We start from the raw sequence: 21,882 nt of genomic DNA, 5'->3' as shown, positions 1-21,882 counted from the left end.
GAGGAGGTCCCTCGCCGAGGAGGAGGGGTGCGCTCCGTGTCTCATGATGTATCTTCTGGTATCTAGTGGTACGGATGCGACGAACGGTGGAGAGCGATGACAGCGACGAACGGCCGTCCCCTGCTGGGCACGACGAAGCAGGTGGGTGCATGAGGCTCACCGCCCCGCTCACGGTGCTCGTGAACCACCTCGGCTACGCCGCGACCGGGACCAAGAAGGCCGTCGTCGCCACGACCGTCCCCGTGGACGTGACCTCCGCCCGGCTCGTGCGCGTCGACGCCCCGGACCCGGGCGACGTGTCCCGAGAGGTGAGCCTCGCCGTCGGGCCGGAGGAACAGGTCCCCGGCTGGACCACCGGGACCTACCGTCGCATCGAGCTGCCCGAGCAGCTCGCGCCCGGGACCTACCGTGTCGAGGTGGTCGCGGCCGACCAGGTGCACGCCTCGCGCGACGTGATCGTGGGCGACCACCGTCTCCAGTACTCGACCGTCTCGGACGTCGCCGCCTACTTCCGCGCGGTCCGCTCCTCGGGGGAGATCGACCGCAAGGACCGCCACGCTCGCTTCTACGGCGACGACTCGGGTCGCGAGGTCGACGCGCGCGGCGGCTGGCTCGACGCCTCGGGAGACTTCTCCAAGTTCCTCAGCCACCTGACCTACACGCGCATGATGAGCCCGCAGCAGATCCCGCTCTGCGCGTGGGCGCTCATGGCGGCCCGCGACGAGCTCGAGCACCGGCACCCCGAGCTCTGGCGGGCGCAGGGCAACCGGCTCCGCGACGAGGCGCTGTTCGGGGCCGACTTCCTGGTGCGCTTCCAGTCGCCCGAGGGCTACTTCTACACCGGCATCTTCGACGCGCTCACCAAGGACCTGCACGAGCGCGTGATCACGGCGCCCCTCCAGGACTCGGTGCGCACGCAGCGCTGGCAGGCCGGCTACCGGCACGGTGGAGGGCTGGCCGTGGCCGCGCTCGCTCGGGCCTCGACCCTCGACGACGACGGCGAGACGACCCGCGCCGGCTACCTCGCGGCAGCCGTCCGAGGGTTCGAGCACCTGGAGACCCACAACCGGGAGTACCTGTTCGACGGCGAGGAGTCGGTGATCGACGACTACTGCGCCCTCCTCGCGGCGTCCGAGCTGCTGGTCGCGCTCCGCGAGCCCGCCGCGCCCCGCTCCGCCGACGAGGACCTCCGCGCGACCGTGGAGGAGGCCGCGCGCCGCCGCGCCACGTCGCTCTGCGACCGCTACCGCACGGACCCGGACGGGATCGGGTTCCTCGAGGGGGACGTGCTCGGGCGTCCGTTCTTCCACGCGGCCGAGACGGGGCTGCCCCAGGTCGCCCTGCTGCGGTTCGCCGAGGCCGTGCCCGACGTGGGCGGCGACGTCCCCCTCGCGGCCCGTGCACGGCGCACGGCCCTCGCGCTCGCGCTCGCGACCGCGAGCCGGGTCGACGACGTCCCCAACCCGTTCGGCTACCTGCGCCAGTACGTGCAGCCCGACGGCGAGGAACCGCGCACCGCGTTCTTCTACCCCCACGCGAACGAGACCGGCTACTGGTGGCAGGGCGAGAACGCCAACGTCTCCTCGGTCGCCTACGCGGCGGTCCGGTGCGCCGAGCTCGACGAGTGCCCGCCGGACGCCCGGGCGCGGCTCCTGCGTCTCGCGGACGACCAGGTCCACTGGGTCACGGGGCTCAACCCGTTCGACGCGTCGATGCTCCAGGGCAGGGGCGCGAACAACGTCGAGTACTCGACGGCCTTCCAGAACGTGCCCGGCGGGATCCTCAACGGGATCACGAGCGGGTTCGACGACGAGCAGGACGTCGACTTCATGCCGCCCGGCCCGGCCGGCAGCGGCGACTCCTGGCGGTGGGCCGAGCAGTGGATCCCCCACACGGGCTGGTTCCTGCTCGCCGTGAGCGCGGTCCGGTGAGCGGGCTGCGGACGTTCGAGCCGTTCGACCTGCCCGGCATGTACGACGTGTGCCTGCGCACGGGCGACTCGGGCCGCGACGCCACCGGCCTCTACACCGACCCGCACCTGCTCGGGCACGTCTACGCGGGGCCGTACCCCGTGGCCGACCCGGGGCTGACGATCGTCCACGTCGACGAGCTCGGCCTCGGGGGCTACGTCGTGGGCACCGCCGACACGCTCGCGTTCGAGGAGTGGCTCGAGGCCGCGTGGTGGCCCGCGCTCCGCGCGCAGTACCCCCGCAGCCTGGCCGCGGACCCTCGTGACGGGACGCAGGACTGGGAGCGCGTCGCGCACCTCCACGACGTCCGGGTCACGCCCGACGAGCTCTACGAGAGGTACCCCGCGCACCTGCACGTCGACCTGCTGCCCCGCTGCCAGGGGGCGGGCGTCGGGAGGCGCCTGATCGCCGAGCTCGTGGCGAGGCTCGAGGAACGCGGGGTGCCCGGGCTGCACCTGGGGGTGGGGTCGGGCAACCCCGGGGCGCGCGCCTTCTACGAGCGCGTCGGGTTCACGTCGGTCAGGGACGCGGACTGGGGCTCGACCATGGTCATGGACCTGCGCTGAGCCCGCACGGCGGGGGCCGGGTGACGACGGGACCTCGTCGTCACCCGGCGCCTGACCGACGGGCTCAGGGGGCGTCGGCGACCGACTCGACCCAGGTGCGGGTGGCGCCGATCGTGTCCGTCGACGTCCGCTTCCACACGCCCTCGCCGCCCTGCTGCCAGGGGTGGGGACCCTCGAGCGGGCGGTACTCGACGCCCAGCGCGTCCAGCCGGGCCAGGTGGTGCCGCAGCCGGGCGTCGAAGTCCGGGCGGTCGTCGATCGCTCCGGACCACAGCACCTCGGCGAGGGCGCACGCGCGGGGGAACGCGAGGTAGTCGATGCGCCGCTCGTCGGGGACCCACTCGCTCCAGACCTGGAACTGCCCGCCCAGGACGTGGCCGCGCTGGGCGTCGGTCCAGCCGGCGGGAGCCGGGGCGAAGGCCGCGACGTCGTCGAGCGTGATGGCGCCTCCCTCGGAACGGGGCTCGCGCGGGTCGTCCGACTGGTCGAAGTTGAAGTAGGTCGGGAAGAGGGGCGAGCGCACCACGTCGTGGGTCTCGGCCGCACGGGACGACGCCCGCTCGCCGCGCCAGGCCATGACGATCGTGTCGTCGAGCACCCCGCCGGTCACCAGGCCCTCGTCCCACACGATCGCCCGCACCCCGCGGGTCGAGAGGTGGGTCGCGAGAGCGCGCAGCAGGTGAGCGTGCATCTGGGCGGGCTCGGTGTAGCCGTGCTCGGCCATCTCACGGGAGATCTCGGGGTCCTCGGACCACCAGGACATGTCGCACTCGTCGCCTCCGAGATGGACGTAGGGGACGTCCATCGCGTCGCACAGCTCGTCGAGCACCTCGGTGAGGAACGTGACCACGGGCTGGGTCGGGCTCACGGACGAGCCCCCGGCCCACACGGTGTCCTGGACCGTGTGGTCGACCCCCGGCCGGCCGAGCTCCGGGTAGGCGGCCCGGAGAGCCGACGTGTGGCCCGGGACGTCGATCTCGGGCACGACCACGACGCCCCGCTCGCGCCCGTAGCGCGCGATCTCGCGCAGGTCGGCCAACGAGTACCGGCCGCCGTGGGGCGTGCGGTCGTGCTCACCGTCGGGGCCCAGGCGCGTCGAGGGCCGCCAGCTCCCCACCTCGGCCAGCCGGGGGAAGCGTTCGCTGGCGATCCGCCAGCCCTGGTCGTCGGTCAGGTGCAGGTGCATCCGGTTGAACCGGTGGGCTGCCAGCAGGTCGATGTAGCGCAGGACGGTGCGCTTGGGAGCGAAGTGGCGCACGACGTCGAGCATGCCCCCGCGCCACGGGTACCGGGGCGAGTCCTCCACGCGCCCGCACGGGAGGTCGAGCGCCGTGTCGGGCAGGCCCGACCCGCGCAGCGCCGAGGGGGGCAGGAGCTGGGCGAGGGTCGTGAGGGCGTGCGAGACGGACTCGAGGTCGGTCGCCTCGATCGTGACGCCCTCGGGGGCCACGTCGATCGTGTGGGCGGGGCCTTCGGGTTCGGTCGCCGTCCGGCCCACCCGGACCTCGAGGGGCACCGGTGGGCCGTCGTCGCGCAGGTTCCCCGCGAGCAGGCCCAGGCGCGCGACGGCGCGGAGGACGGACTGCTCCGCGGCGGCGAGCGTGCCGTCCGGCAGGTGGGCGCCGACGGGCGCCGCCTCGGTGCGGAGCCCGACGCGGACCGCCACGCCGGGCCGCAGGTCGAGCCGCCCGGGCCGCTGACCTGCACGTTTCGGGCGGGGAAGGAGCGTGTCGTAGGGTCCCCGGGGCATGTCGTCGGCGAGACCTTCATCGGTCGCCGAGCGCGGATTCGTATAAGACAACATGGGACAACCTTCCCGCGGATCGGCGATCTTGTCACTCTCTTGGACTCAGTGGTATGTTCCTGGCAACTAGTGGTCTTATCTGGTTTGCAGTGGAGCAGGCCAGAGGGCGACGGGAGAGAGAGGGTCAGCGTGGCACTGGACCAAGCACCTGCGCGGACGGAGGCGGGGCGCCCCCACGAGCCGTCCCCGGCGGGCACACCACCCAGGAGGCACGTCGCCTTCCTCACCCGGCTGCGCCGCGACTACCCGCTGCTCGTCATGGTGGCGCCGGCGGCCCTCGTGCTGCTGCTCTTCACCTACGTCCCGCTCCTCGGCAACGTCATCGCGTTCATGGACTACGTGCCGTTCCTGGGCTTCACCGGCTCGGAGTGGGTCGGGTTCGACAACTTCACGACGCTCTTCTCCGACTCGGCGTTCTGGAGCGCGCTGTCGAACACCCTGCAGATCACGGCGCTCCAGCTCGTGCTCTTCTTCCCGGTGCCGATCGTCCTCGCGGTCTTCCTCAACTCGGTCGTGCGGCCCACGATCCAGCGGTTCACCCAGTCGGTGATCTACCTGCCGCACTTCCTGTCGTGGGTCATCATCGTGGCGCTCTTCCAGCAGATCTTCGGTGGCGCGGGGGTGCTCAACCGCTTCCTCATCACGAACGGCCTGACACCGATCGACATCATGTCGAACCCGGACACCTTCAAGCTCCTGCTGACCGTGCAGGGCATCTGGAAGGACGCGGGCTGGGGGACCATCATCTTCCTCGCGGCGATCGCGGCGATCGACGGCCACCTCTACGAGGCCGCGGCGCTCGACGGCGCGGGTCCCTGGAAGCGCTTCTGGCACGTCACGCTCCCGGGGATGCGGCCGATCATCGTCCTGATGCTCATCCTGCGTCTCGGCGACTCCCTCACGGTCGGGTTCGAGCAGATCCTGCTCCAGCGCGACGCGGTCGGACCCGCGGCCGCCGAGGTGCTCGACACCTACGTCTACTACAACGGCGTCGTCGACGGGAGCTGGGGGACGGCCACGGCCGCGGGCCTCCTCAAGGGGATCATCAGCCTCGTCCTCGTCCTCGCCGCGAACAAGCTCGCGCACAAGCTCGGAGAAGAAGGGGTCTACCAGCGATGAGCACCGTCCAGCGCCCCGCATGGCAGGGCACGCCACGCCTGGGTACGTCGATCGTGCGAGGCCTCGGGCTCGCCCTCCTGTGCGCCCTCGTCCTCTTCCCGTTCCTCGTGGTGGTCTCGACGAGCCTGGCGACCCAGGCCGACATCGACGCGAACGGCGGCTACGTGATCTGGCCGGCGAGCTTCTCGCTCGACGCCTACCGCCAGATCTTCGACGGCACCCAGGTGACCCGGTCGATCTTCATCAGCATCGGCATCACCGCCGTGGGGACCGCCTTCAGCCTGTTCTGCACCGTGCTCGCCGCGTACGGGCTCAGCCGGCGCGGCTCGCTCTTCCAGCGCGGCCTGCTGACGTTCGTGCTCATCACGCTGCTGTTCGGCCCGGGCATGATCCCCGTCTACCTCATGGTCAAGAACCTCGGGATGCTCAACACCTACTGGGCGCTCATCATCCCGGGCGCGGTGAGTGCGTTCAACGTGGTCATCGTGCGCGGCTTCATCCAGGGGATCCCTGGGGAGCTCTTCGACGCGGCCCGGATCGACGGCGCGAGCGAGTGGCGCGTCCTGTGGTCGATCGTCATGCCCCTGTCGCGAGCCGTCATCGCGGTCGTCGGCCTGTTCCTCGCCGTCGGCTACTGGAACAACTACTTCGGCCCGCTGCTCTACCTGAACGACTCGGAGATGTGGCCGCTCCAGCTGCTCATGCGCTCGTTCGTCCTGCAGAACAACGTCACGAGCACGGCCTCGCCCCTCCCGGGCACGGTCATGCCACCCCAGCAGGCGGTCCAGATGGCGCTCGTCGTGATCGCCACGCTGCCGATCCTCTGCGCCTACCCGTTCCTCACCAAGCACATGTCCAAGGGCATGCTCACCGGCGCCGTCAAGGGCTGAGCAGCCAGACCAAGGAGATAGAGACGATGACGCAACACCGTGGTTCCTCATTCGGCCTCGAGACGACGGGGGTCTCCCGCCGGACGATCCTCAAGGGGTCGCTGTTCGGGGTCGCCGCCGCGGCCTTCGGCGGTTCGCTGCTCTCCGCCTGCTCGACCGGGGGCGGCACGTCGGGTGCCGCCGCCGCAGCGGGCGGCCCCACCGTCGCGCCCCCGACCTACCTCGAACCCCTCAAGCCCACCCCGACCCTCGCGGGGACGGCCCAGGGCGTCATGGACGTGTACGACCGGTTCCCGCTCGACGGTCCCCGTACGGTCACCGAGGCCGTCGGGGACGGCGGGGACTTCGAGTTCCTCGTCATGACCTACGGCCAGCCGGCACCGCCCCTCGAGGAGAACGCCTACTGGCAGACGCTCAACGAGGAGCTGAATCTCAAGCTCAAGCCGGTCCTCGTCCCCTACGCCGACTTCCCGACGAAGTTCCCGGCCATGGTCGCGGGCGACGACCTGCCCCGCGTGGTCTCCGTCCCGGTCAACATGAGCGTCTCGCGGCTCCCCGAGCTGGCCGCGGCGCAGTTCACGGACCTCTCCGACCACCTGTCGGGAGACGCCGTCCTGAAGTACCCCAACCTCGCGGGCATCCAGGAGTACGCCTGGCGCAACGGCATGCTCGGCGGGCGCATCTACGGCGTACCCAAGTCCGACCCGGTCTTCGGCGGCCAGATGTACACCAAGACCGACCTGTTCCAGGCCGCCGGGGTCAGCGAGCACCCCCAGGACTACGCCGAGTTCGTCGAGACGCTCAAGGCGGTCACCGACGCCAAGGCCGGCGTCTACGCCCTCGCGACGCCGATCACGGACTTCCTGCTGCAGATGGACGGGCTGCCGAACAAGTGGCAGAAGAACTCGGACGGGACGTTCACCTCGCACTACGAGCACGAGGGGTTCGTCCCGGCGATCGAGCGCATGGCGGCGCTCTACAAGGAGGGCTACTTCCACCCGGACACCGCCACGATGGACAAGACGCAGCGCGACTCCCTGTTCAGCTCGTCGCGTCTGGCGATGACGTACGACGGCAACCGGGCCTTCGGCATCATCTCGGAGCACCGGGACCTGAAGTTCGGCATGATGAGCTCGTTCGGCACGGACGGCGGGAACCCGACCTACTGGACCGGGCGCGGCGCCTACGCCATCACGATGCTCAAGAAGACCGAGGACGCAGCCGAGGTCGACCGGTTCCTGCGCGTCATGAACTGGCTCGCCGCGCCGTTCGGCTCCAAGGAGTCGTTCGTCCAGTCCTACGGCCGCGAGGGCGACAACTACACCCTGCAGGACGGCGTGCCCGTCCTCACGACGCGCGGCCAGCGAGAGCAGGACCTCGGGTTCGCGTACATCGCGGGCGGTGCGCAGGTGCTCTGCACGCCGCAGGGCGCCCCGGGGGTCGACGCGGCCATCCACGCCTGGCAGAGCTCGGTCATTCCCTACCTCACGGACAACCCGGTGCAGCACCTCTACTCCTCGGTGCAGAACGCCAAGGGGGCCTCGCTCGAGCAGGGCATGACGGACGCGATCACCGCGGTGTTCCTCGGCCGCGAGAAGGCCTCGAGCCTGGACGCCGCCGTGGCGAAGTGGAAGAAGAACGGTGGCGACAAGATCGCCGCCGAGTACGCCGAGGGAGCGGCGTGAGGCTCTCCCGGCCCCTGCGCGCCCTGGTCGTGGTGGACGGCACGGACCTCCACCACGACCTGCTCGGCGCCTCGTCGGCCCTGCGGGACATCGTCCTGGAGGGCGGCGTGGTCGCCGATCGCGCGGTGGGTGCGGACCGCTTCGTCGACCCCCTGCCGGTCACGGCCGAGGCCGACGTCTACGTGCTCTACCGGTCGAGCACCCACCTCGCTCCCGAGCAGCAGGCGGCCCTGTCGGCGGCCGTCGCCGCCGGCAAGGGGCTCGTCGTCCTGCACTCCTCGAACCTCTTCGGGTTCGAGGAGGGCGGGATCGACGCCGACCAGGTGGCGTACGAGCTCGTCGGCTCCCGCTACGTGTCCCACGGGGACGCCGGTTCCGAGGGGACCTACACGGTCCGGGTCCGCGGTGGACACCCGGTCACGGCGCACATGGCCGACTTCGTGATCGAGGACGAGTACTACGTGATCGAGTGCCGCGACGACGTCACGGTGCTCGCCGATCGCACGACCCCGGAGGGGGGCACCCAGCCGATCGTCTACGTCCGCGAGCACGGCGAGGGACGCGTGGTGTACGTGGCCCTGGGGCACGACATGCGCGCGTGGGGCAGCCCGCACTTCCGTCAGGTCGTGCGGCAGGCGGTCCTGTGGGCGGGGGGCGTCGGCCTCGACGCCGTCGCGTCGTGGTCCACGCGCTTCCCCCTGGGGAACGGTCGCTTCATCGGGCCCGACGGCGGAGCGCCCGCATGAGCGCGCCCGTCGCCGTCCAGCTGTGGTCCGTCCACACGCTGGCCGGACGTGACCTCCCCGCGGTGCTCGGACGCCTCGCCGCGATCGGCTTCGCCGCTGTCGAGCCCATCTCGCTGTACGGGCGCAGCCCCGCGCAGTTCCGCTCGCTCACCGACGGGTTCGGGCTGGAGATCTGCTCCGCGCACGCGCCGTTCCCCGCGGGGGACGAGGGGGAGAGGACGCTCGACACCTACGAGGAGCTGGGGGTCGACACGCTCGCATGGAGCCTCGAGCCCGAGGAGCTCGTGACCCGGGACGCCATGCTGCGCGGCCTCGAGCGGGTGAACGAGGGAGCCGAGCGAGCGGCGCGGCGTGGCATGACCATCGCGTACCACAACCACTTCGCGGAGCTCACGGCCTCGTACGAAGGCGAGCTCGCGTACGACGCGCTCCTCGCGGCGCTCGACCCCGCGGTCGTGCTCGAGCTCGACATGTACTGGGTCGCGGTCGCCGGGCTCGACCCGGCGGCGCTCGCGGCACGCCTGGGCGACCGGGTGAGGCTGCTGCACGCGAAGGACGGCCCGGCGCGCGGCATGGACGACCACATGGTCGCGCTCGGGGACGGGACGCTCGACGTCGACGCTGCCGTGCGCTCCTGTACCGCGCTCGACTGGTGCATCGTCGAGCTGGACCGGACGTCCGGGGACATGTTCGAGGCCCTCGAGAAGTCCTACGACCACCTGACCGGGCGGCGGCTCGCGCACGGGCGCTCCGGCGTCGGGCAGGCCGCTCGCACCCACGGCAAGGAGAACCCGTGACCATCCCCCTCCGACTCCTCTTCCTCGGCGGGACCGGCGTGATCAGCTCGGCGTGCGTCCGCGAGGCCGTCGCGGCCGGGCACGACGTGACCGTGGTCAACCGCGGTCTGTCGACGACCCGTCCGGTGCCCGCGGGGGTGCGGACGCTCGTGGCCGACGCCCGGGACGCCGACGCCCTCCGCACCGTCCTGGGTGGCGAGCGCTTCGACTCGGTGGCGAGCTTCATCGGCTACAGCGCCGCCGACGTCGCGACCGACGTGGAGGTGTTCTCGGGGCGGACCGACCAGTACGTCTTCGTCTCGACGTGCTCGGTGTACGAGCACCCGGCGGCGGTCCTGCCGATCCGCGAGTCCGCGGCGCGCAGCGCTCCGCGCTTCGAGTACCCGGCCGGCAAGATCGCCGCCGAGACGTACCTCGAGACAGCGCACCGGGCGGGGTTCCCCGTGACGGTCGTGCGCCCCTCGCACGTCTACGACCGCACGACGCTCCCGCTGCTCGCCGGCTGGACCGCGGTCGAGCGCATGCGCCAGGGGAGACCGGTCGTCGTCCACGGCGACGGCACCTCGCTGTGGAACCTCATGCACGCGGACGACTTCGCCCGCGCGTTCGTCCCGCTCCTGGGGAGCGCGCACGCCGTGGGCGAGGCCGTCCACATCACCTCGAGCGAGCTCGTCACCTGGGACGGGATCCACGAGGCAGTGGGACGGGCGGCAGGCGTGCGTCCGACGCTCGTCCACCGGTCGAGCGAGGACGTGGGGAGGGTCGTCGACTGGATGGGGCTCGTGCTCCAGGAGGACTTCCGCCACACCGTGATCTACGACCGGACGCGTCTCGAGCAGCTCGTCCCGGGGTTCCGCGAGCGCTACGACGTCGCGCGCGGGATGCGGGAGTCCGTGGCCTGGTTCGACGCCGAGCCGTCGCGCCGTACGGTCGACGCCGGGCTCGACGAAGCGTTCGACGAGCTGGCCGGGGTCCGGGTCCCGCAGTGAGCCCGGCAGGTCCCGGCGGGGTGTTCAGGTGGTTTGCGGCTATATTCACGGAGAGGTTCGACGGTTGACGATCCAGACGCGAGGGGCTTGGAACATGATGCGGTCGACGGTGTCGGCGACGGACGACCCGGATCCCCTGTGGGTGCAGGCGGCCAACATCATCCGGGCGCAGATCACCGACGGTGACCTTCCTCCTGGCCGCCGTCTCCCCGCCGAGCGCGAGCTCTGCCTGCAGCTCGGGGTCAGCCGCGTCACGCTCCGCAAGGCGCTCCAGCAGCTGGTCGAGGAGGGCGCGCTGCGCTCGTCGCACGGTCGCGGTTGGTACGTGGCCCAGCCCCAGGCGGAGCCCGAGTGGCCCAACACCCTCGAGTCCTTCACCGAGACGGCTCACCGCAAGGGGCTCGAGCCCACGTCGGTCGTCCTCCGGGCAGAGGTGCGCCCCGCGTCGCTCGACGAGTCCGAGGAGTTCGGGGTCGTCGCGGGCACCGAGGTCTTCCACCTGGTCCGCGTGAGGCTCCTCGACGGCGTGCCCATCGGGATCGACGACTCGCGCGTCCCGCTGCCGTTCGCCCCGGGGATCGACGGCGTCGACTTCTCCGACGCCTCGCTCCTCGACGAGCTCGCCGCCCGGGGCGCGACCCCGCTCCAGGCCGACTCGATGATCGAGGCGCGCGGGAGCAGCGCGGAGCACGCCGGACCGTTGGGCCTCACCGAGGGGGCGCCCGTCCTGGTCATGCGGCAGGTGCTCGAGGACGGTGCGGGGCGCGTCGTGCTCATCACGACCATCACCTACCGTGGCGACCGCTACCGTCTGCACACCACGTTCGCGCGGCCGAACGGCCACCGCCCGCTCTGACGGACGGTCTCCGACCTGACTGACGACCGCCCTCCGGGGCGGTCGTCGCTCGGTCGTCCCCGCGCCGGGAGGCGCGTCCACCTCCTGATCGCCTCGATCCTCGCGGTGCTCGTCCGCCGACGCCGACGGCATCTCCCGATCCGCTGAACACACACTCCTGGTATCCCTCTGATGCCATGTGGTCTATATTGGTATTAGTAATGTACTCACTGGTTCCTCGGCCTGCCCCCTGATGTGGGCCGTCGGAGCACCATGACGGGGAGGTCGACATGTCCGCTCAACGCATCGACTATCGCGAGGCGCAGCTGCGCCAGCCGCAGGCGCTCGTGAGGGTCGCGGCGCACGTCGCGGGACAGCTCGCGAGCCGTACCGCGCCCGACCTCTCGACCCTCGTCGCGGGGGCGGTGCCGGTGTTCCTCGGGATGGGGGCGAGCTGTGCGGCCGCAGCGCTGCCCGTCGCGCTCCTGAACGCCGGAGGGCGTCCGTCGGTGCGCGAGATCGCGAGCGAGACCGACCAGGCGACGGACCGCACGGGCACCGTGGCGATCGCGGTCTCGCAGTCCGGCCGCAGCCCCGAGACCATCGAGGCGTTGCGGACGTTCCCGGTTCGCTGGGCTCTCGTCAACGTCGCCGGGAGCTCGCTCGCGGAGGTCGCAGGCGACCTCGCGGTGGACCTCGGCTCGGAGCCCGACAGCTACGCCTCGACGATCGGGTACACGGGCACCCTCGTCGGTCTCACGATCCTCGCCCGCGCCACGCTCGGGACGGACCCGCTCGTCGCGGCGTCCGAGTGGGACGGCATCGACCGTCTCGTCGAGAGCCTCGAGGCGGACCAGGCTGCCCCGCTCCGAGCGCTCGCCGACGCGGCCGCGACGATCACCTCGGTCGACGTGGTCGCGGCGGGAGCCTCCCGAGCAGCCTCCGAGGCCGGAGCCCTGCTCCTGCGGGAGGTCTGCCGGATCCCGAGCGCAGCGGTGGTCACCCGCAACTACCTGCACGGCGAGATGGAGTCGGCCGGAGGCACGCTGCACGTCGTGATCGGGGACGGTCGCGAGGTCCGCCTCGCGCACACGCTCGCCGACGCGGGCCACCCCACGCTGCTCGTCACGACCCAGGACGTCGAGCCCGCCGGGCACCTGCGCGTCGTCCGGCTGCCCGCGGTCGGCGAGCCCGTGCGGGTAGTGCTCGAGACCGTCGTGCTCCAGCGGCTCGCGAGCTCGTTCGCGGACGCTCGAGGCGTCGCCATCGAGGACTTCGTCTTCGAGCACGACGACACCAAGGTCACCGACGCGACGGGTACCTCGGGGCCGCCGCCGCTCGTCGGCGCGAGCGCGTCGCTCGGCGGCGGCCTCGCCGACGGCGTCGCGGGGCGCGAGCGATGAGCGTCGTCGTCGGGGTCGACGTCGGCGGCACCAAGACCCACGTGCGCGTCGCGCGTGGCGAGGAACGCCTGGTCGACCTCGTGGTGCCCAGCACCGGGTGGTCCGCCCAGCCGTCCGGTGCGGCGGCCCGCTGGGTCGCCGAGCGCGTGCGCGCCGCCCTGGGGCGCTGCCGCCCCTCGCTCACCGTCGCGGACGTCGCGCACCTCACCGTGGGCGCGCACGGGTGCGAGACGCCCCGGCAGTGCCTGACCCTCGCGGAGGAGGTGCGGGTCCTGCTGGACGTCTCGTGCACCGTCGTCAACGACGCGCAGCTGCTCGTCCCGGCCGCGGGGCTGGACGAGGGGATCGGTCTCGTCGCCGGCACGGGCTCGATCGCGGTGGGGCGCCATCGCGAGACGGGCGCGTACCTCTCGGCAGGTGGGTGGGGGTGGGTCCTCGGCGACGACGGTTCGGCCTCCGCGCTGGTCCGGGAGGCTGCGCGGGCACTGTTCGTGCGGGCCGACGTCGGCGCGACGCGGGACCCGCTGGAGCCTCGGCTCCTCGCCTCGTTCGGCGCCGAGAACCTCGTCGAGCTCGCCTCGATCATGAGCTGGCGCGGTGGGGTCGAGACATGGGGCCAGCACGCACCTGTCGTCTTCCGGGCCCTCGACGCCGGGTCCCAGGTGTCGCGCGCCGTCGTGACGGCCGGGGGTGGCGCGCTCGCGGAGCTCGTCGGCAACCTCGTCTACCGCGGGGCGGTGGGGACGACCGTCGTCGTGGCGGGTGGCGTCGTCACCCAGCAGCAGGCGCTCCGGAACGCTCTCGCCGACGCGCTGGAACGGCGCGCCCCGCAGACCACGCTGCGCATGCTCGACGAGGACCCGGTCGAGGGGGCCGTCTTCCTGGCGAGGAGGAGCGTCGCCACGGGCCGCGCTGCTCTCGCCCCGACCCGCTCGAACGCGTCATGAGGGTCCACGAGACGGTCGGCCCGCGCACCTCGCGCCTGGCCGAGGTCGATCCGCCGGTGCCAGGGCGAGGCGAGGTGCTGGTCAGGAGCCTTGCCCTGGGGGTCTGCGCGTCGGAGCGCGGTGCGTGGGGGACCCACGACGGTGCGGAGCTGCTGCGGCTCGGGCACGAGGTCGCGGGGGAGGTCGTCGCGCTGGGGCCGGACGTCTACGGGTGGTCGGTGGGCGAGCGCGTGACGGGCTTCGCCCATCCCGCGTTCGCGGAGCAGGTCGTCATGAGCACGGCGGACCTGGTCCTCGTCCCCTCCAACGTCCCGACGTGGGCGGCCCTCGGCGAGCCGCTGGCCTGCATCGTCGAGGCCGTGGAACGCAGCGGGGTCGGTCCGGGGATGCGCGTCGCGGTCGTCGGGCTCGGCTTCATGGGGCTCGGAGCCCTGCAGGTCGCGCTCGCGCTGGGGGCCGACGAGGTCGTGGGCTTCGACGTCGCCCCGGCCAAGCGGGCGCTCGCCGAGAGGCTCGGTGCAGCGGCGACGCACGACGCGCGCCTCGTCCCGGACGCGGCGCGCGCGACGTTCGACGTCGTCGTCGAGTTCACGGGGACCGCGCCCGGGCTCGCGCTCGCGGGGGACCTGACGGGCCGGCACGGGACCCTGTGCGTGGGCGGCTACCACCACGACGGTCCGCGTGAGCTGGACGTCGAGCTCTGGTACCGCGGGGTCACGATCGTCAACGGCTTCAGCCCGGACCGCGACCGGCAGCGCAAGGCGCTGGGACGGGGGATGCGCATGATGGCGGACCGGCAGGTCACGTTCGAGCCCCTGGTCACCCACCGCCTGCCCTTCGAGGACCTCGACGCCGCGTTCCACCTGTTCGAGGAGCGCCCGGAGGGATTCGTCAAGGCGGTCCTCGAGCCCTGACACCGACGCCCGACGGCGGGTCGTCCGTCCGTGCGGGCGTCGCCGAGCCGTGTCCTCAGGAGGCGTCGCCGGCCGCCCCCGGGGCGCGACGCCGTCGGGCCGCTGTCCGCGGTGCCCGCGCACCTGGGAGAATCCTCCGATGACCACCGCAACCCCGGAACCCACCCGTCCCGGTGCGCCGCTCGGCGCGACCGGGGAGCTCCTGGCCGTGTGCCGCGTGCACGTGCTGCTGCCCGACGCGGGCGCGGTCGGCGTGACCGCGATCGACAAGCGCCCCGTCGAGGGACCGGTCCGGGTCCGGCCCCTGGGCCTGTACGCCGACGTCCAGGCAGACCGCGCGCACCACGGCGGCGAGGAGCAGGCCGTGTACGCGTACTCGCAGGAGGACGCGGACCACTGGTCGGGCGAGCTCGGCTACGAGGTCACGCCCGGGCTGTTCGGCGAGAACTTCCGCACGCGCGGCGTCGCGGCGAGCGGGGCGCTCATCGGCGAGCGGTGGCAGGTCGGCAGCGCGGTGCTCGAGGTCACGCAGCCGCGCACGCCCTGCTCGACGTTCGCACGGCGCCTGGGCGAGGACCGCTGGGTCAAGCGCTTCACCGACGCCAACCGGACGGGCGCGTACCTGCGCGTCGTGACGACCGGGGAGGTGCAGGCGGGCGACACGGTCGAGGTCGTGTTCCGGCCTTCGCACGGCGTGACGATCGCCGACTGGTTCGGGGCGCGCGTCGCGGGAACCTCGGTCGAGGTGTCACGGCGGCTGCTCGCGTCAGAGGCCGAGGGGGAGGTCCGGCTGTCGCACGAGGTGCGGGAGCGGGCCGAGCGCGCCGTCCGCTGATCCGTCGCCGAGTGCATGATGCGGCTGCGACACGCCGGGTGTGTCGCAGCCGCATCATGCACTCGGCGGGAGCGCGGGGTGGCTCAGCGCGTGGGCTCGCTCGGGGGCCACTCGCCGTCGTCCGAGCCGTCGTCGGCCGCGAACAGCAGCTCGTGCAGCCGGACCTGGACCTCCTCGACGCGCGGGACGTCGGGCAGCGTCATGCCGGGCTTGGCGGTCGCGTCCGAGATGATGAGCGTCCCGCAGCCGAACATCCGATCGACCAGGTCCTTCTCGTACGTGACGTCGTTGATGCGGTAGAGCGGGATGTCACGGCCGGTGCGCGTGATGATGCCCGAGCGGGTCGAGAGGCGCTTGGTCGTCACGGTGTAGTTCGTGGTCAGCCAGCGCAGGTGCGGCACCACGACCCAGACGATCGCCGCGACCGTGGCCACGCCGAGGGTTCCCCACAGGACCACGGGGTGCTCGGGGGCGAACCAGAGGATGGCCGTCGCGGCGGCCACGATCAGGACCAGGACGAGGATCGGCAGGAACAGGGCCTTGGGGTGGGTCCGCAGCTCCATGACGACGGTCTCGCCCTCGGCGAGGTTCTTGTTGACGCTCATGGGGAGCATCGTGCCATCTCACGCCGTCGGCAGGTTCCAGCCCTCCATGGTGTGCAGTCCGTGCCCGTGGCCGAGCAGGCTCACGCTCGCGGTCCCGAGCTCGAACCGCGCGGCGGCCGCCGGGCCCAGCTCGAGCCACACGGCAGCGAGCACGCGCAGCAGGTGCCCGTGCGCGACGAGCAGCACGTCGCCGCCGTCGCGCAGCACGGGCTCGGCGCGGCGGACGACGGCCCGCGCCCGCTCGGCGACGTCGTCGAGCGTCTCGCCGGGCCGGGCGCCCACCGCACCCTGCGCACCGACGACGTGCACCCCGTCGCGGAAGATGAGCCAGTCCCGCCCGAGCTCGCGGCTCACGTCGTCGGCCGTGCGCCCCTCGACGGGGCCGTAGTCCCACTCGGCGAGGTTCGGGTCGGCGACCGCGTCGGGGAACCCGGCGAGCTCGGCGGTCCGCCGGGCGCGCAGCAGGGGGCTGCGGAGCTCGAGCGCGAACTCGCGCCCGGCGAGGAACGCCCCGGCGCCGCGCGCCTGCTCCTCGCCGTGCGGGGTCAGGGGGATGTCGCTCGTCCCGGTGTGCTGCCCGGTCAGGCTCCACTCGGTCTCGCCGTGCCGCAGGAGCACGAGCTGGGGGTCGGGCATGAGGGCCTCCGGGCGTCGGGACGTGGTCCTCTGAGCATCTCCCAGGCCCGACGGCGGAGCACCCGCAGGGCGCTCGCGTCGCCCCGCGCACGGGACCGGGCGGGCGGGGGTGTGACGGAGTCGGGGGTCGTCGGATGCCGGTCGGTACCTCTAGGCTCGACCGTCATGACTACCTACTCGATCCTGACGGTCACCGCTGCGCTCCGAGGCGAACCGTTCGAGGCCGAGAGCGACGAGGCGGCGCTCGACGTCGTCCGGTCACGCAAGCGCAGCGGGAACCTGCCGCTGACGTCCTTCACGCTCCAGACCTCCGACCAGCGCACCGTGGCGTCCTGGTCCGGGGCCCACGAGGTCGTCTGACCGGTTCGACCAGCCGCCGCCTGCCGGGGACGGTCCAGGACCGGAGGGCACGGCTCGGGCGGTGCGCCGCCGTCGGGCATGCGCCGGGACGGCGACGCCGCGCGGCTCAGGCCACGCCGTCGAGGCCCACGATCGACAGGAAGACCACGAGCGACCCGAGCAGGACGACGGCGACGCCCACCGAGATGAGCAGGACGGTGCGGGGACGGACGGGCATGGGGCTCCTGCCGGGGTTGCTGGCGCACGGGCTGCGCGGGTCGCGTCGTGTGGCGCGGCCGGCCGCGGGTGCGGGGGACCCGACCATCGTAGGCAGCCCTGGCACCCGCGGCCGGCCGTTTCAGGCCCGGGCGTCGGCGAGCTCGGACGCGCCGCTCATCCGGCGCGCGAGCATCCCGTCGCGCCACGTGAGGTACCCGCCGTCGAGGTTGCGCACGTCGTAGCCGAGCTGGCTGAGCAGGCGCGCGGCCGTGTGCCCGCGCTGCCCCACCTGGCAGTGCACGACGACGGGTGCCCCGGTCGGGATCTCGGCCGCGGCCCGTGCGCGCAGCTCGTCGAGCGGCACGTTGAGCGCGGGGAACGTGCCCGTACCGCCGTCGGGCTCGACGGTCCCGCGCGCGTGCTCGCCGGGCGTGCGGACGTCGACCACGGTCGCCCCCTGGGCGACGAGGTCGTCGAGCTCGTGCCACTGGACGCTGCGGGTCTCGCCCGCGCGCAGGTTGTCGGCCACGTAGCCGAGCATGTTGACGGGGTCCTTGGCCGAGCCGTACGCCGGGGCGTACGCGAGCTCGAGGTCGGCCAGGTCGGAGGCCGTGAGGCCGCCCGCGATGGCCGTGGCGACGACGTCGATGCGCTTGTCGACGCCGTCCCGCCCGACGCCCTGGGCACCGAGGATCAGGTCGGTCTCGGGGTCGACGAGGAGCTTGAGGGCCATCTGGCTCGCCCCCGGGTAGTAGCCCGCGTGCTGGGCGGGGTGCGTGTGGATCGCGCGGTAGGGGCGCCCCTCGGCGCGCAGGCGCTTCTCGTTGCGTCCCACGGTCGCGGCCGTGAGCCCGAACACCCCGACGACGGCCGTGCCCACCGAGGGGCGCATGCCGGCGCGGCGGCCGAGGATCACGTCGGCGACGTGGCGGCCGTGCCTGTTGGCGAGGTTGGCGAGCGGGATGAGCGTGGGCTCGTCGGCCCCGGCGGGGCCCGAGCCCGCGGCGAGCCCGTCGCGCTTGGTCGCGGCGTCGCCCACGGCGAACACGTCGGGGACCGAGGTGCGCAGGTCCTCGTCGACCAGGATGCCGCCGCGGGGGCCCGTCCTCGCGCCAGCGAGGACCGCGAGCTCGACGTCGGGTCGGACGCCGACCGCGGCGACCACGAGGTCGGCCGGGACCTCTCCGCGTGGCGAGCCGTCCGCGGACGTGAGCTCGGCCGTGTCGGGGCCGAGCGCACTGACCTGCGTGGACGTGCGGACGTCCACGCCGTGGGCCTCGAGCTCCTGCCGGACGCGGACGGCCATCTCGGGGTCGAGCGGGGCCAGGACTTGGTCGGAGAGCTCGACGAGCGTCACGGCCAGGCCCCGGTGGACGAGGTTCTCCGCGACCTCGACCCCGACGAACCCGCCGCCGATCACGACGGCCGAGCGGGCAGGCGCGCGGAGGTGGTCGGTCGAGGGCTCGCTCAGGGGCGCGGGTGCGCCTGACGGGTCGGCTGCGCCCGACGGGTCGGCTGCGCCGGTCGGTGCGTCGACGCCGGCGCCGACGGGGAAGCCATCGGCCGCGCTGCCTTCGATCGCCGCGACGATCCGGTCGACGTCGGACACGTCGCGCAGCACGAGGGCGCGCTCCATGCCGGGCGCGGGCGGGACGATCGGGCGCGCGCCGGGGCTCAGGACGAGGCGGTCGTAGGTCTCGACGTGGTCCAGGCCCGTGGTCAGGTCGCGGACGGTGACGGTGTGCGCGGCGGCATCGACCCCGGTCACGCGGTGGCGGACACGGACGTCGATCCGGAAGCGGGCGGCGAGCGACTCGGGGGTCTGGAGGAGGAGCGCGTCGCGCTCCTCGATGACTCCGCCCGCGTAGTACGGCAGACCGCAGTTGGCGAACGAGACGTGCTCGCCGGCCTCGAGGACGACGATCTGGGCGTCCTCCGAGAGACGGCGCAGACGGGTGGCCGCGGACATGCCTGCCGCGACTCCTCCGACGATGACGATCTTCATGCTTTCCTCCTGGGGTTCGGGACGACTATACCCCGGGGGGTATATTGATCATCAACCCGATCAGGAGGATCACCATGTGCAGAGCTGTGACCTGCAAGAAGTGCGGCAAGACGACGTGGGCCGGCTGCGGCCAGCACGTCGACGACGTCATGCGGGGCGTCCCGCGCAAGGACCGGTGCGAGGGGCACGCGGCCGAGCCGTCGCAGGGCTCGTCGCCCGGCTCGTTCCTCGCGAGGCTGTTCGGGTCGAACAGGTCATGACCGAGCCCGTCGCGACCGAGCCCGGCGTGACCGCGCCGGCGGCGCCCGGGCCGCTCGCGCCCGACGCGGTCTCCGGGCCGTTCGCGGTGCAGGTCCGGCGGCAGGTGTGGGGGAGGCGTCGGCTCGTCGTCGGCGCCTCGCTCGCACCGGGAGTGCTCTGGCTGCTCGTGCAGGCCGGAGGCGGCTGGTCGCCCGCGGTCACGCCCGGGTGGGTCGCCCTGCTCGTGGTGGTCGCCGTCGTCGGCGCACTCACGCTCGCGACCTACGTCCCGGCCCGGGGCGAGGTCTGGCGGGATACCCTCGGGTGCTCGCCGTGCGCGGCCGTCTCGGGAGGCACCGTCCTCGCCGCGGTGTTCCTGGTGGGCCAGGCGCCGCACCAGGTCGGGATGGTGCTGCCCGCGCTGGCTGTTGTCCTGTTCGGGCTGGTGCAGCGCACGAGCAGCACCCGCGACGTGTGCGTGCGACGAGAGGAAGAGTCATGGAGCTCGACAAGGACGAGATGAAGAAGGTCTCGAACCGGCTCAAGCGCGCCCAGGGGCAGCTCGCCGCGGTCGTGCGGATGGTCGACGAGGGCGGCGACTGCGCCGACCTCGTGATGCAGCTCTCCGCGGTGTCCAAGGCGCTCGACCGTGCCGGGTTCGCGATCATCGCGTCGGGCATGAAGCAGTGCCTCACGGACGACGAGAACGGTCCGGCCGACGTCCAGAAGCTCGAGAAGCTCTTCCTGTCGCTGACCTAGTGCGAGGGCATCTCGAGACAGCCGCCGTCGGCGATCGGGCCGCCTGACTCCAGCGCGAGCACACCCGGCCGGACGTCTCCGAACACGCACCCGCCCGGGACGCTCACGCCGATCCCGAAAGCCGTCGTGCCGTCTCCCCAGACGTCCGTGTCGCCCGTGGTCTGGACCGTGGCGAAGCCCGCAGCGGTCAGGGCGTCGACGACGTCCTGCGAGCGGAACGTCGCACCGGACCCGGTGAGCGCGGCCAGCGCCGCCTCGACCGCCGGGACCGAGCGCGCCGCGAGAGCCGCGTCCTCCGAGGTGGAGCTCCGCTGCCGGTACGCGTCGTTCGAGCGCATGAGCGCTTCGGGGTCGTACGGCAGGCAGCCGGCCGGCGTGTCGTCGTCGGTCGCCGGGCAGGCCCCGGTCGGTGACGGCGAGACGGTCGGGGAGGCCGGGGAGGCCGCTGCCGCGGGCTGGTTGGCCGAGCGATCGGCCCAGGTGTCGAGCTGCAGCGCGACCGCGCCCAGCACGAGGACGGCTCCGAGCGTGCCGACCGCCAGGATCGTGACCAGGCTCCCGAGCACCCAGCGTCCTGCGCTCACGAGGCCACGACGAGACGGGTGATCGCGGCGACGGCCTCGTCGTCCCAGGTCGCCCCCGGAGAGTCCGTGCGGGTCATGACGACGAGTGTCGTCGGCTCGACGCCGGGCCGCCACAGGACGCCCGCGTCGTTGACGACGCCGTAGCCGCCCGCGCCGGTCTTGTCCGCGAGCTCGTAGGTGCCGTCGAGGCCGGCGCGGAACCGCTTGCCGGACGTGGTGCTCCGCAGCATCCAGTCCCCGAGCCGTGCCGCGGTCAGGGCGCCGGCCCCGCGCTCGAGCAGGAGCGCGCCGTAGATGCGCGCGACGTCGTCCGGCGTCGAGGTGTCGCGGTCGTCTCCCGGCGTCGCCTCGTTGAGCTGCGGCTCGATCCGGTCGAGGCGCGTCGCGCGCGCGCCGAGCGAGGCGGCGAAGCTCGTGACCGCCGTCGGGCCGCCGATCTCCCGCAGCACGAGGTTGCCCGCGGTGTTGTCGCTGAAGCGGAGCGCGGCGTCGGCGAGCTGCGCGGGGGTCATGCGCCACGTCGTCGTCGCGGACGTCACGGGGGAGTTCTCGACGAGGTCCTCCGGGCCGAACGCGATCTCGCGCGACCAGTACGCGTCGTCGTAGGCCTTGTCCGCGAGCAGCGCCCCCACGGCGATCGGCTTGAACAGCGAGCACATCGGGAAGCACTCGGCCGCGCGGTAGCCGTAGTCCGCCCGGCCGCCGCCACGCACGCTCACCCCGACCGTGAGCGACCGCGACCGTTCGAGGTCGCGCAGGGCCTCGTCGAGCTCGTGTCGCCCCGCGGTCGACGGTGATCCGGAGGCCGGGGCGGCGACCGCAGGGTCCGTGCCGTGCGGAGAGCAGGCGGCCGTGAGCCCCGCAGCGGCGAGCAGGGTGAGGACGGATCGGCGGGAGACCGGTGGGGCGGTCGTGTCTCGAGGAGTCATGCCACGAGTCTCGGAGCGGCGATCGATGCAGACAAAGCACGAAATGCCCCCATCGATGCAAGAGTG

23 protein-coding genes are annotated in these 21,882 nt (G+C 72.8%); 17 read left to right on the top strand and 6 right to left on the bottom strand.

Translation table 11 applies throughout. The annotated features are described in order from the left end of the window. The first annotated feature begins 149 nt into the window (after nucleotides 1-149). Together ACIPWA_RS14930 and ACIPWA_RS14925 are read left to right on the top strand one after the other, a co-directional pair. The gene (locus ACIPWA_RS14930; protein WP_400291274.1) at nucleotides 150-1,931 is read left to right on the top strand and encodes a glycoside hydrolase family 9 protein; all 1,782 of its coding nucleotides are present in this window, start codon (nucleotides 150-152) and stop codon (nucleotides 1,929-1,931) included. Beyond that, nucleotides 1,928-2,536 (top strand): GNAT family N-acetyltransferase, encoded by a 609-nt coding sequence (locus ACIPWA_RS14925; protein ID WP_248948238.1) that lies wholly within the window; start codon nucleotides 1,928-1,930, stop codon nucleotides 2,534-2,536. Before ACIPWA_RS14930 ends, ACIPWA_RS14925 begins: the two co-directional genes overlap by 4 nt. A 64-nt stretch (nucleotides 2,537-2,600) precedes the next feature. Here the strand turns inward: ACIPWA_RS14925 and ACIPWA_RS14920 are convergent, their stop codons facing one another. Continuing rightward, nucleotides 2,601-4,286 (bottom strand): beta-N-acetylhexosaminidase, encoded by a 1,686-nt coding sequence (locus ACIPWA_RS14920; protein WP_400291272.1) that lies wholly within the window; start codon nucleotides 4,284-4,286, stop codon nucleotides 2,601-2,603. A gap of 183 nt (nucleotides 4,287-4,469) precedes the next feature. Here ACIPWA_RS14920 and ACIPWA_RS14915 point away from each other — a divergent pair, with 183 nt between their 5' ends. The 11 genes from ACIPWA_RS14915 to ACIPWA_RS14865 all read left to right on the top strand — a co-directional run bounded on the left by ACIPWA_RS14915 (nucleotide 4,470) and on the right by ACIPWA_RS14865 (nucleotide 15,500). Beyond that, on the top strand, nucleotides 4,470-5,459 hold the full coding sequence (locus tag ACIPWA_RS14915) for an ABC transporter permease (RefSeq protein WP_231907862.1): 990 nt from the start codon (nucleotides 4,470-4,472) through the stop codon (nucleotides 5,457-5,459). Then, the gene (locus tag ACIPWA_RS14910) at nucleotides 5,456-6,349 is read left to right on the top strand and encodes a carbohydrate ABC transporter permease (RefSeq protein WP_068709984.1); all 894 of its coding nucleotides are present in this window, start codon (nucleotides 5,456-5,458) and stop codon (nucleotides 6,347-6,349) included. Before ACIPWA_RS14915 ends, ACIPWA_RS14910 begins: the two co-directional genes overlap by 4 nt. Nucleotides 6,350-6,375: 26 nt before the next feature. Then, on the top strand, nucleotides 6,376-8,034 hold the full coding sequence (locus ACIPWA_RS14905; protein WP_400291269.1) for a type 2 periplasmic-binding domain-containing protein: 1,659 nt from the start codon (nucleotides 6,376-6,378) through the stop codon (nucleotides 8,032-8,034). Further along, a complete protein-coding gene (locus tag ACIPWA_RS14900; protein ID WP_068623400.1) occupies nucleotides 8,031-8,780 on the top strand; it encodes a ThuA domain-containing protein in 750 nt (249 codons plus the stop codon). Before ACIPWA_RS14905 ends, ACIPWA_RS14900 begins: the two co-directional genes overlap by 4 nt. Further along, nucleotides 8,777-9,577 (top strand): sugar phosphate isomerase/epimerase family protein, encoded by an 801-nt coding sequence (locus ACIPWA_RS14895; RefSeq protein WP_068623402.1) that lies wholly within the window; start codon nucleotides 8,777-8,779, stop codon nucleotides 9,575-9,577. The genes ACIPWA_RS14900 and ACIPWA_RS14895 overlap by 4 nt, the downstream gene beginning before the upstream one ends. Then, on the top strand, nucleotides 9,574-10,566 hold the full coding sequence (locus ACIPWA_RS14890; protein ID WP_248948242.1) for an NAD-dependent epimerase/dehydratase family protein: 993 nt from the start codon (nucleotides 9,574-9,576) through the stop codon (nucleotides 10,564-10,566). Before ACIPWA_RS14895 ends, ACIPWA_RS14890 begins: the two co-directional genes overlap by 4 nt. Before the next feature lie 94 nt (nucleotides 10,567-10,660). Next, complete coding sequence (locus ACIPWA_RS14885) at nucleotides 10,661-11,422, top strand: GntR family transcriptional regulator (RefSeq protein WP_139107594.1); 762 nt, start codon at nucleotides 10,661-10,663, stop codon at nucleotides 11,420-11,422. 269 nt (nucleotides 11,423-11,691) lie between these two features. Then, on the top strand, nucleotides 11,692-12,804 hold the full coding sequence (locus tag ACIPWA_RS14880; protein WP_400291265.1) for an SIS domain-containing protein: 1,113 nt from the start codon (nucleotides 11,692-11,694) through the stop codon (nucleotides 12,802-12,804). Then, nucleotides 12,801-13,751, top strand: coding sequence for a BadF/BadG/BcrA/BcrD ATPase family protein (locus ACIPWA_RS14875; RefSeq protein ID WP_400291263.1), 951 nt, complete (start codon nucleotides 12,801-12,803; stop codon nucleotides 13,749-13,751). Before ACIPWA_RS14880 ends, ACIPWA_RS14875 begins: the two co-directional genes overlap by 4 nt. Beyond that, nucleotides 13,748-14,665: a zinc-dependent alcohol dehydrogenase gene (locus ACIPWA_RS14870; RefSeq protein WP_400291261.1), complete on the top strand. Its 918-nt coding sequence runs from the start codon at nucleotides 13,748-13,750 to the stop codon at nucleotides 14,663-14,665. Before ACIPWA_RS14875 ends, ACIPWA_RS14870 begins: the two co-directional genes overlap by 4 nt. Before the next feature lie 139 nt (nucleotides 14,666-14,804). Further along, the gene (locus ACIPWA_RS14865) at nucleotides 14,805-15,500 is read left to right on the top strand and encodes an MOSC domain-containing protein (protein ID WP_400291259.1); all 696 of its coding nucleotides are present in this window, start codon (nucleotides 14,805-14,807) and stop codon (nucleotides 15,498-15,500) included. Between the two features lie 83 nt (nucleotides 15,501-15,583). On the opposite strand, the gene ACIPWA_RS14860 is transcribed toward ACIPWA_RS14865, so the two are convergent. Both ACIPWA_RS14860 and ACIPWA_RS14855 read right to left on the bottom strand, forming a co-directional pair. Further along, a complete protein-coding gene (locus ACIPWA_RS14860; RefSeq protein ID WP_068623613.1) occupies nucleotides 15,584-16,105 on the bottom strand; it encodes a PH domain-containing protein in 522 nt (173 codons plus the stop codon). Between the two features lie 18 nt (nucleotides 16,106-16,123). Continuing rightward, nucleotides 16,124-16,741: a histidine phosphatase family protein gene (locus ACIPWA_RS14855; protein WP_400291257.1), complete on the bottom strand. Its 618-nt coding sequence runs from the start codon at nucleotides 16,739-16,741 to the stop codon at nucleotides 16,124-16,126. A gap of 165 nt (nucleotides 16,742-16,906) precedes the next feature. Here ACIPWA_RS14855 and ACIPWA_RS14850 point away from each other — a divergent pair, with 165 nt between their 5' ends. Then, complete coding sequence (locus ACIPWA_RS14850; RefSeq protein WP_056652938.1) at nucleotides 16,907-17,101, top strand: hypothetical protein; 195 nt, start codon at nucleotides 16,907-16,909, stop codon at nucleotides 17,099-17,101. A 337-nt stretch (nucleotides 17,102-17,438) separates the two neighbouring features. On the opposite strand, the gene ACIPWA_RS14845 is transcribed toward ACIPWA_RS14850, so the two are convergent. Beyond that, nucleotides 17,439-19,304 carry an FAD-dependent oxidoreductase gene (locus ACIPWA_RS14845; protein ID WP_400291255.1) on the bottom strand — a complete coding sequence of 622 codons (1,866 nt, stop codon included), beginning with the start codon at nucleotides 19,302-19,304 and terminating at the stop codon, nucleotides 17,439-17,441. Between the two features lie 74 nt (nucleotides 19,305-19,378). Here ACIPWA_RS14845 and ACIPWA_RS14840 point away from each other — a divergent pair, with 74 nt between their 5' ends. From ACIPWA_RS14840 to ACIPWA_RS14830, 3 genes are read left to right on the top strand one after another with little or no spacing between them, the layout of a single operon-like run. After that, nucleotides 19,379-19,564 (top strand): hypothetical protein, encoded by a 186-nt coding sequence (locus ACIPWA_RS14840; protein ID WP_056652926.1) that lies wholly within the window; start codon nucleotides 19,379-19,381, stop codon nucleotides 19,562-19,564. Beyond that, nucleotides 19,561-20,067, top strand: a complete 507-nt coding sequence (locus ACIPWA_RS14835; protein ID WP_400291253.1) for a hypothetical protein — start codon at nucleotides 19,561-19,563, stop codon at nucleotides 20,065-20,067. Before ACIPWA_RS14840 ends, ACIPWA_RS14835 begins: the two co-directional genes overlap by 4 nt. Continuing rightward, the gene (locus ACIPWA_RS14830; protein WP_056652920.1) at nucleotides 20,043-20,303 is read left to right on the top strand and encodes a metal-sensitive transcriptional regulator; all 261 of its coding nucleotides are present in this window, start codon (nucleotides 20,043-20,045) and stop codon (nucleotides 20,301-20,303) included. The genes ACIPWA_RS14835 and ACIPWA_RS14830 overlap by 25 nt, the downstream gene beginning before the upstream one ends. Here the strand turns inward: ACIPWA_RS14830 and ACIPWA_RS14825 are convergent. Beyond that, a complete protein-coding gene (locus ACIPWA_RS14825) occupies nucleotides 20,300-20,887 on the bottom strand; it encodes a DUF6993 domain-containing protein (RefSeq protein WP_400291250.1) in 588 nt (195 codons plus the stop codon). The genes ACIPWA_RS14830 and ACIPWA_RS14825 overlap by 4 nt on opposite strands. After that, a complete protein-coding gene (bla, locus tag ACIPWA_RS14820; protein WP_400291248.1) occupies nucleotides 20,884-21,816 on the bottom strand; it encodes a class A beta-lactamase in 933 nt (310 codons plus the stop codon). The genes ACIPWA_RS14825 and bla overlap by 4 nt, the downstream gene beginning before the upstream one ends. Nucleotides 21,817-21,882: the final 66 nt, after the last annotated feature.

The organism is Oerskovia enterophila (assembly GCF_044748475.1).
In the GTDB taxonomy this organism is placed as follows: domain Bacteria; phylum Actinomycetota; class Actinomycetes; order Actinomycetales; family Cellulomonadaceae; genus Oerskovia; species Oerskovia enterophila.
The sequence above is the reverse complement of the archived record's forward strand: the minus strand, read 5'-3'. Positions and strand labels throughout refer to the sequence as shown.

Coding starts and splice junctions, on each gene's coding strand:
- ACIPWA_RS14930 (WP_400291274.1), top strand. CDS start 150: ATGAGGCTCACCGCCCCGCTCACGGTGCTCGTGAACCACCTCGGCTAC.
- ACIPWA_RS14920 (WP_400291272.1), bottom strand. CDS start 4,286: ATGCCCCGGGGACCCTACGACACGCTCCTTCCCCGCCCGAAACGTGCA.
- ACIPWA_RS14910 (WP_068709984.1), top strand. CDS start 5,456: ATGAGCACCGTCCAGCGCCCCGCATGGCAGGGCACGCCACGCCTGGGT.
- ACIPWA_RS14905 (WP_400291269.1), top strand. CDS start 6,376: ATGACGCAACACCGTGGTTCCTCATTCGGCCTCGAGACGACGGGGGTC.
- ACIPWA_RS14895 (WP_068623402.1), top strand. CDS start 8,777: ATGAGCGCGCCCGTCGCCGTCCAGCTGTGGTCCGTCCACACGCTGGCC.
- ACIPWA_RS14885 (WP_139107594.1), top strand. CDS start 10,661: ATGATGCGGTCGACGGTGTCGGCGACGGACGACCCGGATCCCCTGTGG.
- ACIPWA_RS14880 (WP_400291265.1), top strand. CDS start 11,692: ATGTCCGCTCAACGCATCGACTATCGCGAGGCGCAGCTGCGCCAGCCG.
- ACIPWA_RS14875 (WP_400291263.1), top strand. CDS start 12,801: ATGAGCGTCGTCGTCGGGGTCGACGTCGGCGGCACCAAGACCCACGTG.
- ACIPWA_RS14870 (WP_400291261.1), top strand. CDS start 13,748: ATGAGGGTCCACGAGACGGTCGGCCCGCGCACCTCGCGCCTGGCCGAG.
- ACIPWA_RS14865 (WP_400291259.1), top strand. CDS start 14,805: ATGACCACCGCAACCCCGGAACCCACCCGTCCCGGTGCGCCGCTCGGC.
- ACIPWA_RS14860 (WP_068623613.1), bottom strand. CDS start 16,105: ATGAGCGTCAACAAGAACCTCGCCGAGGGCGAGACCGTCGTCATGGAG.
- ACIPWA_RS14855 (WP_400291257.1), bottom strand. CDS start 16,741: ATGCCCGACCCCCAGCTCGTGCTCCTGCGGCACGGCGAGACCGAGTGG.
- ACIPWA_RS14850 (WP_056652938.1), top strand. CDS start 16,907: ATGACTACCTACTCGATCCTGACGGTCACCGCTGCGCTCCGAGGCGAA.
- ACIPWA_RS14845 (WP_400291255.1), bottom strand. CDS start 19,304: ATGAAGATCGTCATCGTCGGAGGAGTCGCGGCAGGCATGTCCGCGGCC.
- ACIPWA_RS14840 (WP_056652926.1), top strand. CDS start 19,379: ATGTGCAGAGCTGTGACCTGCAAGAAGTGCGGCAAGACGACGTGGGCC.
- ACIPWA_RS14835 (WP_400291253.1), top strand. CDS start 19,561: ATGACCGAGCCCGTCGCGACCGAGCCCGGCGTGACCGCGCCGGCGGCG.
- ACIPWA_RS14830 (WP_056652920.1), top strand. CDS start 20,043: ATGGAGCTCGACAAGGACGAGATGAAGAAGGTCTCGAACCGGCTCAAG.
- bla (WP_400291248.1), bottom strand. CDS start 21,816: ATGACTCCTCGAGACACGACCGCCCCACCGGTCTCCCGCCGATCCGTC.